The sequence below is a fragment of the Flavobacterium sp. CAU 1735 genome, assembly GCF_039888695.1.
GTDB lineage: Bacteria > Bacteroidota > Bacteroidia > Flavobacteriales > Flavobacteriaceae > Flavobacterium.
On sequence record NZ_JBDQQQ010000005.1, the window covers coordinates 245108 to 260812 of the forward strand.

The following is a 15705-nucleotide window of genomic DNA, read 5'->3' on the forward strand; positions in this document are numbered from 1 at the left end:
AGGTTTACCATCGAAAATTTATAATTCACAAAGCACTAAGCAAACAACTTATTGTTGATTTTCAAATAGTAATATCAATCGTAAATTAATTAACCCGCAATAACAAATATGAAAAGAATAATTACAATTTTATTAGTGTTACTAAGTCTAAAATTGTCAGCGCAATGTATTCAAAAGGCCGGCGCAGGATCATCCAGCACTTTTGTGATCAAAACAGATGGAACGCTTTGGGCTTGGGGTAGAAATAACTACGGCCAATTGGGGATCGGCAATCTTGTCAATACTCCGGTAAAAACTCAGGTCGGTACTGCCTCAAACTGGCAAAGTATAGAAGGCGGGCAATTCCATACAGCAGCGATAAAAGCAGATGGGTCGCTCTGGACGTGGGGCTTTAATGCCAGCGGCCAGTTAGGACTTAACAATACCACTAACAAAACCATCCCAACTCAAATATCCTCAAGTAACACCTGGTCTAGTGTAGCGGCAGGATATGATCATACGGTGGCAATTACAAATGATGGAACCATGTATGCCTGGGGACTCAACGATCATGGCCAGTTAGGTGACGGTAGCAGCACCAACAGGATCGCTCCCAAATTAATCGGAACGGGCTGGAAGAGTGTTTCTGCAGGAAGCAATGTTACAATCGCTGTAAAAACAGATGGTACACTTTGGGGTTGGGGCGAAGGCAGTCAGGTTGGTGATGGTACGACCGCCGACAAATATTCACCTGTTCAGCTTGGAACAGACACCAATTGGAAGAGCGTTAGTCGTGGTGTAAGCCATACCTTAGCCGTAAAAACGGATGGAACACTTTGGGCATGGGGAACAAACGGGCGTGGCCAATTAGGCAACGGTACTACTTCCGGAGGCTCATTACCTACGCAAGTGGGAACTGACAACAACTGGGAAAGTGCTAAAGCAGGCTTTTTCTTCAGTATTGGCAGAAGAACGGATGGTACGATATGGTCGTGGGGACAAGGTACTTACCACCAATTGGGCTTAGGAGCAAGCACTGCGAATGTATTGATTCCTACCCAAATTGGTACTGGAAATGACTGGCGTACCATTTCAGTAGGTACAAGTTCACTATTTGCCGGAGCTATAAAAAATGATGGTTCATTCTGGGCCTGGGGCTATAACAATTACTCGCAATTGGGTGACGGGCTTACGGCACAACTACAAGTACCAACATTCATTATCTGTCCGGGAAGTACGAGCATAACTGAAACCGCTTGTGACAGTTATACATGGGCAGATACTGGAATAACTTACACTGTAAGCGGAACCTATATCAATTCGGCGACCAATAATGAATTACATTTGACAATCAACCATAGCACAGCAACGACGAACTCAGCAACGGCTTGTGATAGTTATACATGGGCGGAAAATGGAACCACATATACAACCAGCGGAACCTACACTAACGTTACAACGAACACTTCCGGATGTACGAACACCGCAACGCTAAACCTTACGATCAATAACAGTACGACATCAAACGTTACCCAAACGGCTTGTGACAGTTATACATGGGCGGAAAATGGAACCACATATACAACCAGCGGAACCTACACCAATGTTACAACTAATGCTTCCGGATGTACAAACACCGCAACGCTAAACCTTACGATCAATAACAGTACGACATCAAGCGTTGCCGAAACAGCTTGTGACAGTTATACATGGGCTGAAAATGGTACCACATATACAACGAGCGGAACTTACACCAATGTTACAACTAATGCTTCCGGATGTACGAACACCTCAACGTTGAACCTAACAATTAACAACAGTACGACATCAAACGTTACAGCAACGGCTTGTGACAGTTATACATGGGCTGAAAATGGTACCACTTATACAACCAGCGGAACCTACACCAATGTTACAACTAATGCTTCCGGATGTACGAACACCGCAACGCTAAACCTTACGATCAATAACAGTACGACATCAAGCGTTGCCGAAACAGCTTGTGACAGTTATACCTGGGCGGAAAATGGAACCACCTATACAACCAGCGGAACCTACACCAATGTTACAACTAATGCTTCCGGATGTACAAACACCGCAACGTTGAACCTAACAATTAACAACAGTACGACATCAAACGTTACAGCAACGGCTTGTGACAGTTATACATGGGCTGAAAATGGTACCACTTATACAACAAGCGGAACCTACACCAATGTTACAACTAATGCTTCCGGATGTACGAACACCGCAACGTTGAACCTAACAATTAACAACAGTACGACATCAAACGTTACAGCAACGGCTTGTGACAGTTATACATGGGCTGAAAATGGTACCACCTATACAACCAGCGGAACCTATACCAATGTTACAACTAATACTTCCGGATGTACAAACACCGCAACGCTAAACCTTACAATTAATAACAGTACGACATCAAGCGTTACCGAAACGGCTTGTGATAGTTATACATGGGCTGAAAATGGAACCACCTATACAACGAGCGGAACTTACACCAATGTTACAACTAATGCTTCCGGATGTACGAACACCTCAACGTTGAACCTAACAATTAACAACAGTACGACATCAAACGTTACAGCAACGGCTTGTGACAGTTATACATGGGCTGAAAATGGTACCACTTATACAACCAGCGGAACCTACACCAATGTTACAACTAATGCTTCCGGATGTACGAACACCGCAACGTTGAACCTGACTATTAATAACAGTACGACATCAAGCGTTACCGAAACGGCTTGTGATAGTTATACATGGACTGAAAACGGAACCACATATACAACCAGCGGAACATACACCAATGTTACAACTAATGCTTCCGGATGTACGAACACCGCAACGTTGAACCTGACTATTAATAACAGTACGACATCAAGCGTTACCGAAACGGCTTGTGATAGTTATACATGGACTGAAAACGGAACCACCTATACAACCAGCGGAACCTACACCAATGTTACAACTAACGCTTCCGGATGTACGAACACGGTGATATTAAATTTAACCATAAACAATTCGGAATCTCCAGTTGGTGAATCGTCACAAGTAATAACCGGCAATGCAACAACCTCTGATATTGTTATCAGTCCGTCAACTGTTGTCTGGTATGCATCTGAATCGGACGCAATATCGCATACTAATCCGTTGAACGACACTACAACTTTGGTGAACGGTACTACTTATTACGCAGTCAATACGACTAGTCAAGGCTGTAGCAGTGCTCCATATCCAGTAACGGTTTCCGTTATATTGGCTACGCATTCTTTTGATGATACTCAATTTAGCTTTTATCCAAATCCAACTTCGAACGTCCTTTACCTTAAATATGTCCGTACAATTAATACTATAAGTGTAAGTAATATATTGGGACAGGAAGTATATGTCAAATCGATAAATGCGAACGATGGAGTAGTCGAATTTTCTAATTTACCATCAGGAAATTACTTTGTCAAGGTAACTAGTGGTGATCTTGTAAAAATTATTAAAATTATAAAACGATAAAAACAATTGCTTACTACAAAATCCCAAACTCTTATCGGAATTTGGGATTTTTTTTATGGCTCCGGTAGGGATGATTATCGAACTCGTCGGGAAGGTAGCTATCTATATGCTGTCAGCTGCGATTTTACTTTTGTCGTGGTTGATGAGAGTGAGTAACCTGCAGCCATAATTTCGAGCAGTAGTTTTATTTTTTTGCACTTTTAAACCTTGAATCAAAAGTCATTTGTGAAGTATTTAAAACTTTAATTTTTGATGCATCCGGATGATTGGGATTTATTAAATAGTTATATTCCTGAGGGACGATACTACTCGGAACTTTTAAAATTGCGGCTTCATTATAAAATACGAAATCATCTCCAATTATTTGAGTTGTCAGAGATGGTGGTTTTGAATTCCAATCGTCCGGCAAATCGTCTATAGCCACTTCCTGTATGACGACCTCATCCGGTATTTCAATTTCAACATAACAACGATCCTCCGGCAAATCTTCACTCAAATCCAAATGAACAGCCACTTCCAACGTTGCCAGTGCTCTCGATTCGGCAGTATAAACCATTTTAGTATTTAGACTATTCCATCGATAACCTTCGGACATTGAAGCGCCAATTCCGGTGAGTGTCGTATCCAGATATTTCTCACGTTCGATTCTGAATACTATCATTAGGCTAAGTTTCCAAATTCCAAACGATTCAAACTAAATCGTACTTCATTAATTCCTGTGATGGTATCCAGCATACTTTCGGGTGAATTTCCTCCGATGGATACATTGGGTTTCTTTAACCAACGCTGAAATTTTTCTTCTTCATTATTAAAAACTTCCAGTCCAAAATCGATTAATTCATTAATCAGTATCACCAGTTCACTATCTCTGCTGTCTAAAAGCGAATGCTCACTTTTTTTCTTATTATAAGTCGTCTGAGGAATTCCGACCATAGCCAAGACGGATTTTACCGGATTATTAAGTCTCCTGCTAATGATCTCAATAGAATCATAGGGAATACCGGCTCTTATAACCCCTACGCGTTCAAGTCTATTACTCCATCGGTATTCTTTACCATCAGAATGCAACGAAAACTGTCTGCCAGGATTCGTTTTCCCTGTTGCCTTTTGAATACTTCTTTTCGTATCGAATGGCTTTGTTTTATTTGTGACTTTTCCCATGATGCAATCAATTTACTGCTAATATACAGCATTTTTGTTGCAAAAGCAAAACACTCGAACAAAGAAAAGGAAATAACTACTGGCAAACCAATACTTTATAGCCAGATAGCGCGGATTTGTAATCCGTGCCCACAAAGTGAGATAACATCAAAATATCTCGCATTGTGATCAAATAATTTTTTAGGGAAAGTTAAAAAAAACAAAAAACTCCAAAATCTTTCGACTTTGGAGTTTCTAAATCTGTGGGCGATGAGGGGTTCGAACCCCCGACCCCCTCGGTGTAAACGAGGTGCTCTGAACCAGCTGAGCTAATCGCCCTTATGTTTTGTAGTCAGCAATTATGTTCCTGATTACGAGTGCAAATATAGGACAGTTTTTTAGATCTGCAAACAAAAAACAAAAAAAATTATAAAATTTCCGCTACAACAAAAGTACTGCCACCAACATAGATAAAATCGGCTGAGCCTGCCATACGCAAGGCTTCCACATAAGCAGCTGACACAGAATCAAATGCCGATCCAACCAATCCGAATTCGTTTGCTTTTTGTTGTAAAACCGTAGCTTCCAATCCTCTTGGGACATTCGGTTTACAGAAAAAATAAGTTGCATTTTTAGGGAATAACGGCAAAATAGAATCCAAATCTTTATCGTTTACCACACCTAAAACGAAATATAAGTGGCCAAATTTTTCTTTTTGTATCTGGTTTAAGACGATTTTTAGTCCGTGGCTGTTATGTGCCGTATCGCAAATTACTTTCGGATTCGAGTGAATTTGCTCCCATCGCCCTCGCAATTGTGTATTCTTTACCACATTCAGCAAACCACTTTCAAGGTTTTCTTCGGTGATCGTAAAAAAACGCTTTAGAATTTCTACGGTCTGTACCACTGTCTTTTTATTATGGAATTGGTAATCGCCCAATAAAGCACTGGGATAATCCTGAGTGATCAAATCGGAAGCAAAGTAAATCTCCGAACCGTATTCGGTCGCTTTTCCGATAAAAACCGGCTGGGTTTCTTCGTTATATTCTCCTATAACAACAGGAACGCCAGGTTTGATAATTCCGGCTTTTTCGAACGCAATCTCGCGATAGGTTGTTCCTAAAAATTGTGTATGATCAAAACCAATATTCGTGATAACCGATACCAAAGGCGTGATGACATTGGTCGAATCCAGTCGACCGCCCATACCGACTTCAATAACGGCTACATCTACTTTTTCCTTTTCAAAATAATCAAAGGCCAGACCAACGGTCATTTCAAAAAAACTCAACTGGTTACTTTCGAAAAAAGCCTTGTGTTGGGTGATAAAATCACATACAAAAGTCTCCGGTATTTCGGTACCGTTAATTTTAATCCGCTCCCGAAAATCCTTTAAATGGGGTGACGTATACAACCCCACTTTATACCCCGCTTCCTGTAAAACCGAAGCAATCATGGAGGACGTCGATCCTTTTCCGTTGGTTCCGGCAATATGTATCGTTTTGATTTTATTTTCCGGATTTCCCAATTCTTTGCACAATAAAACCGTATTGGTTAAATCTTTTTTATAGGCTGAGGCGCCTTGCTGCTGGAACATTGGCAATTGTGCAAACATCCAGTCTAACGTTTCCTGATAATTCATTTGCTATAAAAGAAAAAAGAGTAAAGGAATCTTTACTCTGTCAACTTGAAGTTATATATAATTTTTCCCACCTGTTTGTCGGGTGCGCTTGGATTCGGGTCGAATTTGGTTTGCATGGCGGCAATTCGTGCCTGATCCAACAGACATTTTGCGGCATTGGTCGTTCCACGTACACCGGGTTCGGCACCAATTACTTTTCCGTTTTTGTCTACTTCTATTTCAACGGCTACAAAACCTTCTTCATTACAATTATAATTCGGTCTTGGTTTTGAAATCGCTTTACGTCCCGCCAATTGGTAGTTTCCAACTCCGGTACCGTTTCCGTTTCCATAACCGCCACCTTTTCCGTTACCGGAACCCGGACCTTCACCATCTCCATTACCCGATCCTTTTCCATTTCCGGAACCGCCACCGCCATAATAGCCGGAAGCATTTTTATCACCGTTTAATTTCCCTTTGTTACCACTGGTATTATCGTCGCCATCACCGCCGGATTTAGAACCGTTCATCAAATTCGCTAACGCATCGGTTGTCGATTTGGACGGTTTTGGTTTTTCCGGAGTAGGCACGGGTTTATCAACCGGTTTTGGGGTTACTTTGGTTTTCTCCACTTTTTTTGTCGTAGCCACTACCGGAGCATCGTCATAATCCTGACCGATGATTTCCTCCTGTGGTGCAGGAGTCGCCGGAGTTGCTTTGGTATGATTGGATACATTGAGTACTTCGCTCTGTAAATTTTTACCGGAACCGACATCACTGTCACCAAAATTTACAGCAATTCCACCGCCACCGCCACCTTCAAGCTGCATAATATCCAACGTGGACGAAAATTTTAAAAGAAACAGCAATGCGATAATCACCCCGCATAATACGGTTGTAATCACAAATGATTTCTTTTCCTGTTCTGTTTCGAATCCTTTCATTATTTCGCTAAATAAACTGTATAAAAAGGTCTAGCAAATAGTATTCCTTTTTTCTTTATAACGGCAATAAAGGTAAATAATTATTATTAAAAAAAAACGCCCAACAAATTGTTGGGCGTTTTAGCTATTATAAAAGTTGTTTTAGTGCTATTTCAAAAGCTGTTGCACTAATGTTTTTCTTGTCTGAATTAAGTGCGTGTACTTTTTCGATGGCTGTACGAATGATATCCGATGTATCGTTAAAAATCGACTCATCTGTCATTTGTACTTTTTTCTCCATAAAATAAGCGAATACACGAGCCATTCCACAGTTGGAAATAAAGTCCGGAATTAAACTTACTTTGCTATCGGTTTCTTCCATAATCGGACCGAAGAAAATCTCTTTATCGGCAAACGGAACATTCGCACCACATGAAATCACTTCCAATCCGGATGCAATCATATTGTCAACCTGTTCTTTGGTTACCAATCTTGAAGCGGCACACGGTGTGAAGATTTCAGCACCCAGGTTCCAGATTTTAGCATTGATTTCTTCAAAAGGAATCATGTTATCGGCTACCAGTTTGTTTCCGTCTTTGTTTAAGAATAACGTTCTGATCTCTTCGAATGAAAATCCTTCTTCTTTGATCAACCCTCCGTCTCTATCGATAATTCCAACAACTTTTGCACCCATTTCAGCTAAGTAGAAAGCCGCAGCCGAACCTACGTTACCAAAACCTTGTACGATTGCTTTTTTACCTTGTACGCTTCCGCCATAAATATCGTAGAAATGGCGAACCGCCTGTGCTACACCATATCCGGTGATCATATCAGCAACCGTATATTTTCTATTGATATCCGGAGAGAACGTTGTGTTTTCGATCACCTTTACCACACCTTGACGCAATTGTCCGATACGGTTGATTTTATCGGCTTCAGTCGGTTTAAAATGTCCGTTGAATACCCCTTCCTGCGGATGCCAAACACCACATTCTTCTGTCATCGGGATTACTTCGTGGATTTCGTCTACGTTTAAATCGCCACCGGTTCCGTAATAGCTTTTTAACAAAGGGGAAACCGCTTTATACCAACGTTGTAAAACGCCTTTTTTTCTCGGATCGTTCGGATCGAAATTAATTCCAGATTTTGCACCGCCAATCGCAGGTCCTGAAACCGAAAACTTCACTTCCATTGTTTTGGCAAGTGACAACACCTCATTCATATCCAAACCTTTACGCATACGGGTTCCACCTCCGGCAGCACCTCCTCTTAATGAGTTGATCACTGTCCATCCTTCAGCTTCCGTTTCCGCATCTTTCCAATGGAATACTACTTCCGGTTCTTTATTTTCGAATTTCTTTAATAAATCTTTCATTTTATGTAATTATTTATTGTATTGTTGTTTTTTAAGTCGCACAAATATAGCCTGAAACTCTTAAAATCTCAAAGTTTTTACGCTATATCATAAATTCTTCCGGAACTGTGATTATGACGCGCTCCGGTAACGCTGGCCAGTACATTTATTTCGTCGCGAAGCTTTAAAACACCCAGCAAACCGAAGATCAGCGCTTCTTTAAATTCGATTGTTTTGGCATCGGGAACAGCGACTTTTATTTCGGGTAAATTCTCTTTGATCAACTCAATAAGAAAATGATTGTAAGCCCCGCCACCGGTGATCAATAAATTACCTTTGGGTAGCGGTAATGCCTGGCCTATCTGAAACGCAATATGTTTTGTAAACGTAGCCAACACATCCAATTCCGGCAATTCATGCTGATCAATCAATGGAAAAACGGTTTCTCTTACAAATTCAAAACCAAGCGATTTAGGATGTTTCGCCTGATAAAACGGCAACGCATTCAGTTCCTGTAATAATTTTTCCGACACCTTTCCTTTTGCCGCCAGTTTCCCCCGGTCGTCATAGGCATAGCCCAATTTTTCCGCATAACAATTCAGCACCGTATTGACCGGCGAAATATCAAAAGCAATCCGGTTGTTGTTTTCTTCAAACGAAACATTGGAAAAGCCGCCCAGATTCAGGCAATAGGCATAATCAGCAAATAATAAACGATCGCCAATAGGAACTAATGGCGCGCCTTGTCCACCAAGGGCTACGTCATCTACCCGGAAATCACAGACCACTTTTTGCCCGATCAGTTTAGCAATTTTCGGCAGGTTTCCGATCTGCAATGTCAGTCCGTTTTGCGGTTGGTGCAAGATGGTATGTCCATGCGAACATACTGCGTCCAATTTCTGAATGTCATTTTTTCGGATAAAATCGCGGATTACACCGGCGAGTAAAACCGTATAATTTTCGTTTAACATTTCCAGTTGTAACGGTGTGTAACCAACGGCTTCGCGAAGCCATGCTATCCATTCTTCCGAATACGGAACCGTTTCACATTGTTGGATTTGAAATTGCCACTGTTGGTTTTCCAGCGTAAAAGTTATAGCTGCCAGATCAATCCCGTCCAGGGAAGTTCCGGACATGACTCCGATAACGTTATAGACACTATTTTGCATGGGTTAAAATTAGGTAATCCAGTTGAAAGTATGACATTTATACGCTATATTTGGGAACTTTTTTAAAGAACATTCAAACAAAATAACTTATAAGAAATGGATTTTAAACTGACTGAAGAGCATTTAATGATACAGCAGGCTGCTCGTGATTTTGCTCAAACCGAATTACTACCGGGCGTAATTGAAAGAGATGAACACCAAAAATTCCCTGAAGAACAGGTTAAAAAGATGGCCGAACTAGGATTTTTGGGAATGATGGTTGACCCTAAATACGGTGGAGCCGGATTGGACAGTGTTTCTTACGTATTGGCTATGGAAGAAATCGCGAAAGTTGATGCTTCTGCTGCCGTAGTAATGTCAGTAAATAACTCATTAGTATGTGCCGGTCTTGAAAAATACTGTAGCGAAGAACAAAAAGAAAAATATTTAGTACCACTAGCTAAAGGTGAGGTTATCGGAGCGTTCTGTTTATCAGAGCCGGAAGCCGGATCGGATGCTACGTCACAAAAAACGACTGCCATCGATATGGGGGATCATTATTTGTTAAACGGAACTAAAAACTGGATTACTAACGGTAATACCGCTTCTACTTATATTGTAATTGCACAGACAGATGTAGAAAAAGGACACAAAGGAATCAATGCTTTTATCGTTGAAAGAGGATGGGCAGGTTTCGAAATCGGTCCAAAAGAACAAAAAATGGGAATCCGCGGATCCGACACACATTCCTTAATGTTTACCGACGTTAAAGTACCAAAAGAAAACAGAATTGGTGCTGACGGATTCGGATTTAACTTTGCAATGGGTGTATTAAACGGTGGTCGTATCGGAATTGCTTCTCAGGCATTGGGAATTGCTTCCGGAGCATTCGAATTGGCGTTAAAATATTCGCAGGAGCGTAAAGCTTTCGGTAAAGAAATCTTCAAACACCAGGCAATTGCTTTTAAATTGGCCGATATGGCAACACAAATCACTGCCGCGAGAATGTTATGCTTTAAAGCCGCTTGTGAAAAAGATGCCGGTCAGGATATTTCACATTCCGGAGCGATGGCAAAATTATATGCATCACAGGTAGCGATGGATACTACTATCGAGGCTGTTCAGATTCACGGTGGTAACGGATATGTAAGAGAGTACCATGTGGAGCGTATGATGCGTGATGCTAAGATCACTCAGATTTACGAAGGAACTTCCGAAATCCAGAGAATTGTAATTTCAAGAGGTTTGGTTTCTTAATTCCAAACCCTTCACAATAAAGGAGTCCAACTTTGCGTTGGACTTTTTTTTTGATTACAAAAACAGATCGAGTATCTTTATAAAATGGATAAAAGAGCCAAGTCATTACAATTTAAAGTTGTTCTGGGATATATTTTCCTGATTGTTATCGCAGTGATTTCCGTTTGGTATATCTATTCCGAAATTCTAAAACTTGCTACTCCGAAAGAGACGACATCGGAAGAAAACAAAAAAATTCTGAAGATCAGTAATGTCGTAACCAACCTCTATACTTCGGAAGCCATCGGCCGATCGGCGATGCTCACCGAAAACAAAAACACCATCAACGAATATTACCGGTTACTGGACAGTATCAATTCTGAAATTGAGACGATTAAGGAAGGTGCCGACGACAATCAACTTGTCAAATTCGACTCGATACAAATGCTCTTAAAAAAGAAGCGGAAAAGTATCCGGGAGATTCTTGACTTCCGAAAAAAATTCAGTCACGAAAACAATCTGGACAAAGCCATAACCAAAATTTATAACGTTAAAGACTCGTTGGTTTTAAACTTCCAGCCGATTAGTCGGGCGCGCAACAATTCGCAGATCCGGAAATTCCTCGATAATGTACTCGATCCACACCAACGGGATTCATTAAGTGTACTTCCGGTTTCGAACGATTCGTTGGTTCTGGCTTTCGAAAAAATTATTTCGGATGTGGTAACCAAAGAAAACCGAATTAAAAGTCAGCTCTTTAAACGGGAACAAAAATTACTGGAAGAAAACCGCGTTATTTCCGATCAGCTTCGGAATGTATTAATATCCGTTGAAAAAGAAATCCTGCAGAAATCCTATCAAACCATCAACGAATCGAAATTTGCCATTAGCAAAACCACTAAAAATATTGCGTGGATTGGAGCGGTAGCACTTTTACTCGTGATTCTTTTTGGCTTAATTATTGTTCGTGATTTACAGAAGAATCAAAAATACAGGATGCAATTGGAACGGCTTAATTCAGAAAAAGAAGATCTACTCCGAAGCAAAACCATGCTTTTGGCTACCGTTACGCACGATATCCAGACACCATTGGGAAGTGTTATCGGCTTTTCCGACCTGTTAAAAAATACGCCCGTTTCCCCAAAACAGCTACAATATCTGGACAATATCAAACATTCGTCCCATTATATCCTCAAATTGGTGAACGACCTGATTGATTTTTCGAAACTGGAAAACAACAAAATTAAAATCGAGAAAATCAACTTTAATTTTAAAGACCTGATCGAAAACAGTTGTCAGCCTTTGGTTCCGAACGCAACAAATAAAGGAATTCAATTGCAATGGAACATTCAAAAGGAACTGGACGGACTTTTTATTTCCGATCCGTACCGTATCAAACAAGTATTGACCAACCTGGTGACGAACGCCATCAAATTTACACAGGAAGGACAAGTAGTCGTTGCCGCCGGACTGGATTCGGACTGGATCTCGATTAAAGTGAGCGATACCGGGATTGGTATTCCGAAAAACAAACAAAAAGACGTTTTTAAAGAATTTACGCAGGCGCATTCCGGAATCGAAAAAAAATACGGTGGAACCGGACTTGGACTTACAATTGCCAAACGGATAATCGAACTTTTAGGTGGAACCATTACGCTGGAAAGCGAAGAACATAAAGGTTCGACGTTTACCGTTCACATCCCGAATATCCCTGCCGAACAATCGGTTTTACATCCTTCTTCCGAAAATGACACCACGGCATACGATTTTCTACAGGACAAAAAGATCCTGATTGTAGACGATGATGTTATGCAATTAAAATTAATGGAAGAAATTTTGGCTACCTATTCGGTTCAGGTCACCACCACAACGGATGCTACAAAAGTAGTCGCTATGCTACTAAAAACTCCATTTGATCTGATCATCACCGATATTCAAATGCCTAAAATGGATGGTTTTGAACTGGTTGAAGCGATTAAAAGCAACCCAAATCTGGCTTCGTTACCCGTTATTGCGTTAACCGGAAAACGCGATTTGGTATTTGAAGATTTTATCAAAAAAGGTTTTGAGACATTTCACCCCAAACCGATACAATTAAAAGACTTATTGAGTCAACTACAAGCTATTTTTGAAGGGCGTCTGGTTCGTGAAATCAAATACGACCAGAACCAACATCGCAACCACCAACTGTACAATCTTAGCAGTCTGAATCAGTTTACGCAAAACGACCGTAAAGCGTTAGAAGGCATCATAACAGCCTTTATCAACAGTTGCAGCGACAACATCGAAGGATTAAAAACAGCCGTCGCAAATAAGGATCAGGAAGCAATTGCCCAATTGGCTCATAAACTAATCCCGATGCTCAAACAAATGGAAGTGCAATCTATTGTGGCCCTTTTAATCCCTTTGGAAGACAAAACGCTTGACTTCCAAAAGGTCAATCAAAAGGAATATGTACAATCGATCATTGATCAATTGGAAGTATTAATCGAGAAACTAAAATTTGAAATCCGTTAAAGCTCGATATTATAAAGTTTGATTTTATTGTATAAGGTTTTCCGGTCGATTCCTAACAACTGAGCCGCCTTGGTTTTATTAAAGCGCGCGCGTTCCAACGCATCGAGAATCGCCTTTTCTTCATCTTTAGACGAATACAACTGGAATTCACTTTCCGTTTTTTCCTGATACGGGTTGTCGAACATTTCCTGAGGCAGCACTTCTTTTAGTACCATATCCCCTTTGGTTAACAATACCGAACGTTTGATAATGTTTTTCATTTCCCGTAAATTCCCCGGCCAATCGTAGGTTAAAAATAAATCGGTTACGGGTTGGGAAAAGCCCTGTACGTCTTTTTCAAGATCGTGATTCGCCATTTCCAGAAAATGATTGGCGAAAATCAGGATATCATTTTTTCTTTCGGATAGTCGTGGTGCTTTAATACTAAATTCATTCAGACGATGGTATAAATCTTCCCTGAAATCGCCTTTTTTGACCGCTTCCTGTAAATCCTCATTGGTTGCAGCGATCACGCGTATATCAACGCCTATTTCGTTATTACTCCCTACCGGCTTGATCTTACGCTCCTGTAAAGCGCGCAATAACTGTATCTGCACTTCATACGACAAGTTTCCGACTTCATCCAAAAATAAAGTTCCGCCATTAGCTGCTTCAAAATGTCCGGTTTTGTCGTTAAAAGCTCCGGTAAAAGAGCCTTTTAGATGTCCGAAAAACTCACTTGAAGCCAATTCCTTTGGAATCGCTCCACAATCGACCGCGATAAATGGCTTGTCCTTACGTTTGCTTTGTACGTGTATACTATGAGCGATATATTCTTTACCGGTTCCGCTATCACCAATGATCAATACCGACATATTCGTAGGCGCTACCAATTCGATATAATCGTGCAACTGACCCGAATGATCACTAATTCCTTTTACAAACGGAAACGTACCATTTTGTGAGGAAGCCTTTGTTTTGGTTGAAGTCTTCGCATCTGCATCAACTGTCTCTTCTATAATCGGACTGGCCTTTTTCTTTAAAGACTGGTTAATCGTATGCAGAATTTCATCCGGATTAATCGGTTTTCCGACATAATCGAAAGCCCCCATTTTAATGGCATTAACAGCTGTTTTGATTTCGGTATAACCGGTCATCAGAATAACCTGCGTCGGAAATGACTTTGCCTTTATTAACTGCAACAGCTCGATACCATCTTTATCCGGTAATCTGATATCGGTCAATACAACGTCGAACGTTTCGTTTTCCAATATACCTTCAGCCTCTTTAGCCGAAAAAACATTGTGTACTGTAAATCCCTTTTTTTCCAGGAAAGTCTTTACCATTACGCAAAAAGAAATATCGTCGTCTACAACCAAAATTTTTGAACTCATCTACAATTAAATTTGATACGATACAAATTTAACATTTTTGGTTGTTAATTAGTGTTAAGTGTATAAACAATAAAAGGAGGCCAATGCCTCCTCTTACCGAGTAGAAAAAATCTACTTATTCACCTTACTACATTTCAAATATTAAGCTTCTTTGATGAATTCACCAGCAGAAGTGAACAAAGCAACTACAGTTGACCCGTCTTTTTGCAATGTTAATTTGTATTCTCCGTCAGCGGCAACTGCAGCACCAGTTAAAGTGTAACCTGCATATTTATCACCGATTTTTTTCAAGGCATCTGCATTTACTTCAGATGGTTTGATTTCTTTGTATTCTTTTTGTTGAAAGATATCGATAGATTGAACATCTGAGATGGAAACGTTAGTTGCGAATGCAGTTGTTCCTAATCCTAAAACTAAAGCTGTTGATAAAAGTAAATTTTTCATAAGACTAAATTTTAAATGTTATTAATTTCTGTTACACTTAGCTTATATGAAAAAAACATACCAAAAGCGGAGAAGCAACACAAAAACCATATAAAACCTTAAAAAACAAGTATTTAAAAATAAATAAAACTTTTTTCACTGCTTAAAACAAGTGTAGAAACCGTTTCAAAGTGTAGAATTATTCTACAATTATGAAACATAAAAAGTGTGGAATTAGAAATTTCCCTGATGTTATAAAATATAAAAACCGGACAAGCTCCGGTTTTTTTATGTTTTGCGGTATACACCTGACAGGTTTACAAAACCTGTCAGGTGTGGTATATACGGTGAATAAAAAAGAAAACCCCGGGAATCCGGGGTTTGTAGTGCTTTATTTGATATGGAATTATTATAAAACAAAAAACCCTATCCGTTTGGATAGGGTTTTCAAAAGAAAGGCGGC

Annotated in this window: 11 protein-coding genes and 1 tRNA gene; 3 read left to right on the forward strand and 9 right to left on the reverse strand. The window is 40.2% G+C overall.

Annotation, left to right across the window (positions count from 1 at the left end):
* Positions 1-108: 108 nt before the first annotated feature.
* Entirely contained in the window at positions 109-3507 is a 3399-nt protein-coding gene (locus tag AAFN64_RS13080; RefSeq protein ID WP_347760742.1) for a T9SS type A sorting domain-containing protein, read from the forward strand.
* Positions 3508-3691: 184 nt separating this feature from the next.
* Here the strand turns inward: AAFN64_RS13080 and AAFN64_RS13085 are convergent, their stop codons facing one another.
* The 7 genes from AAFN64_RS13085 to AAFN64_RS13115 all read right to left on the reverse strand — a co-directional run bounded on the left by AAFN64_RS13085 (position 3692) and on the right by AAFN64_RS13115 (position 9714).
* Positions 3692-4168, reverse strand: coding sequence for an RES family NAD+ phosphorylase (locus AAFN64_RS13085; protein WP_347760743.1), 477 nt, complete (start codon positions 4166-4168; stop codon positions 3692-3694).
* A complete protein-coding gene (locus AAFN64_RS13090; RefSeq protein ID WP_347760744.1) occupies positions 4168-4668 on the reverse strand; it encodes an antitoxin Xre/MbcA/ParS toxin-binding domain-containing protein in 501 nt (166 codons plus the stop codon). The genes AAFN64_RS13085 and AAFN64_RS13090 overlap by 1 nt, the downstream gene beginning before the upstream one ends.
* A 243-nt stretch (positions 4669-4911) precedes the next feature.
* Positions 4912-4986 (reverse strand) — tRNA-Val (locus AAFN64_RS13095).
* A gap of 88 nt (positions 4987-5074) precedes the next feature.
* Positions 5075-6289, reverse strand: a complete 1215-nt coding sequence (locus AAFN64_RS13100) for a folylpolyglutamate synthase/dihydrofolate synthase family protein (RefSeq protein ID WP_347760745.1) — start codon at positions 6287-6289, stop codon at positions 5075-5077.
* Between the two features lie 32 nt (positions 6290-6321).
* Positions 6322-7212: an energy transducer TonB gene (locus AAFN64_RS13105; RefSeq protein WP_347760746.1), complete on the reverse strand. Its 891-nt coding sequence runs from the start codon at positions 7210-7212 to the stop codon at positions 6322-6324.
* A gap of 127 nt (positions 7213-7339) precedes the next feature.
* Positions 7340-8566: a Glu/Leu/Phe/Val dehydrogenase dimerization domain-containing protein gene (locus tag AAFN64_RS13110; RefSeq protein ID WP_300484820.1), complete on the reverse strand. Its 1227-nt coding sequence runs from the start codon at positions 8564-8566 to the stop codon at positions 7340-7342.
* Positions 8567-8643: 77 nt separating this feature from the next.
* Positions 8644-9714 (reverse strand): anhydro-N-acetylmuramic acid kinase, encoded by a 1071-nt coding sequence (locus tag AAFN64_RS13115; RefSeq protein ID WP_347760747.1) that lies wholly within the window; start codon positions 9712-9714, stop codon positions 8644-8646.
* A gap of 96 nt (positions 9715-9810) precedes the next feature.
* On the opposite strand from AAFN64_RS13115, the gene AAFN64_RS13120 reads away from it, so the two are divergent.
* Both AAFN64_RS13120 and AAFN64_RS13125 read left to right on the forward strand, forming a co-directional pair.
* A complete protein-coding gene (locus AAFN64_RS13120; RefSeq protein ID WP_300484824.1) occupies positions 9811-10950 on the forward strand; it encodes an acyl-CoA dehydrogenase in 1140 nt (379 codons plus the stop codon).
* 84 nt (positions 10951-11034) lie between these two features.
* On the forward strand, positions 11035-13446 hold the full coding sequence (locus tag AAFN64_RS13125) for an ATP-binding protein (protein ID WP_347760748.1): 2412 nt from the start codon (positions 11035-11037) through the stop codon (positions 13444-13446).
* Here the strand turns inward: AAFN64_RS13125 and AAFN64_RS13130 are convergent.
* Both AAFN64_RS13130 and AAFN64_RS13135 read right to left on the reverse strand, forming a co-directional pair.
* A complete protein-coding gene (locus tag AAFN64_RS13130) occupies positions 13443-14819 on the reverse strand; it encodes a sigma-54 dependent transcriptional regulator (RefSeq protein WP_347760749.1) in 1377 nt (458 codons plus the stop codon). The two genes, AAFN64_RS13125 and AAFN64_RS13130, sit on opposite strands and share 4 nt — an antisense overlap.
* 141 nt (positions 14820-14960) lie before the next feature.
* Positions 14961-15263: a hypothetical protein gene (locus AAFN64_RS13135; protein ID WP_347760750.1), complete on the reverse strand. Its 303-nt coding sequence runs from the start codon at positions 15261-15263 to the stop codon at positions 14961-14963.
* Positions 15264-15705: the final 442 nt, after the last annotated feature.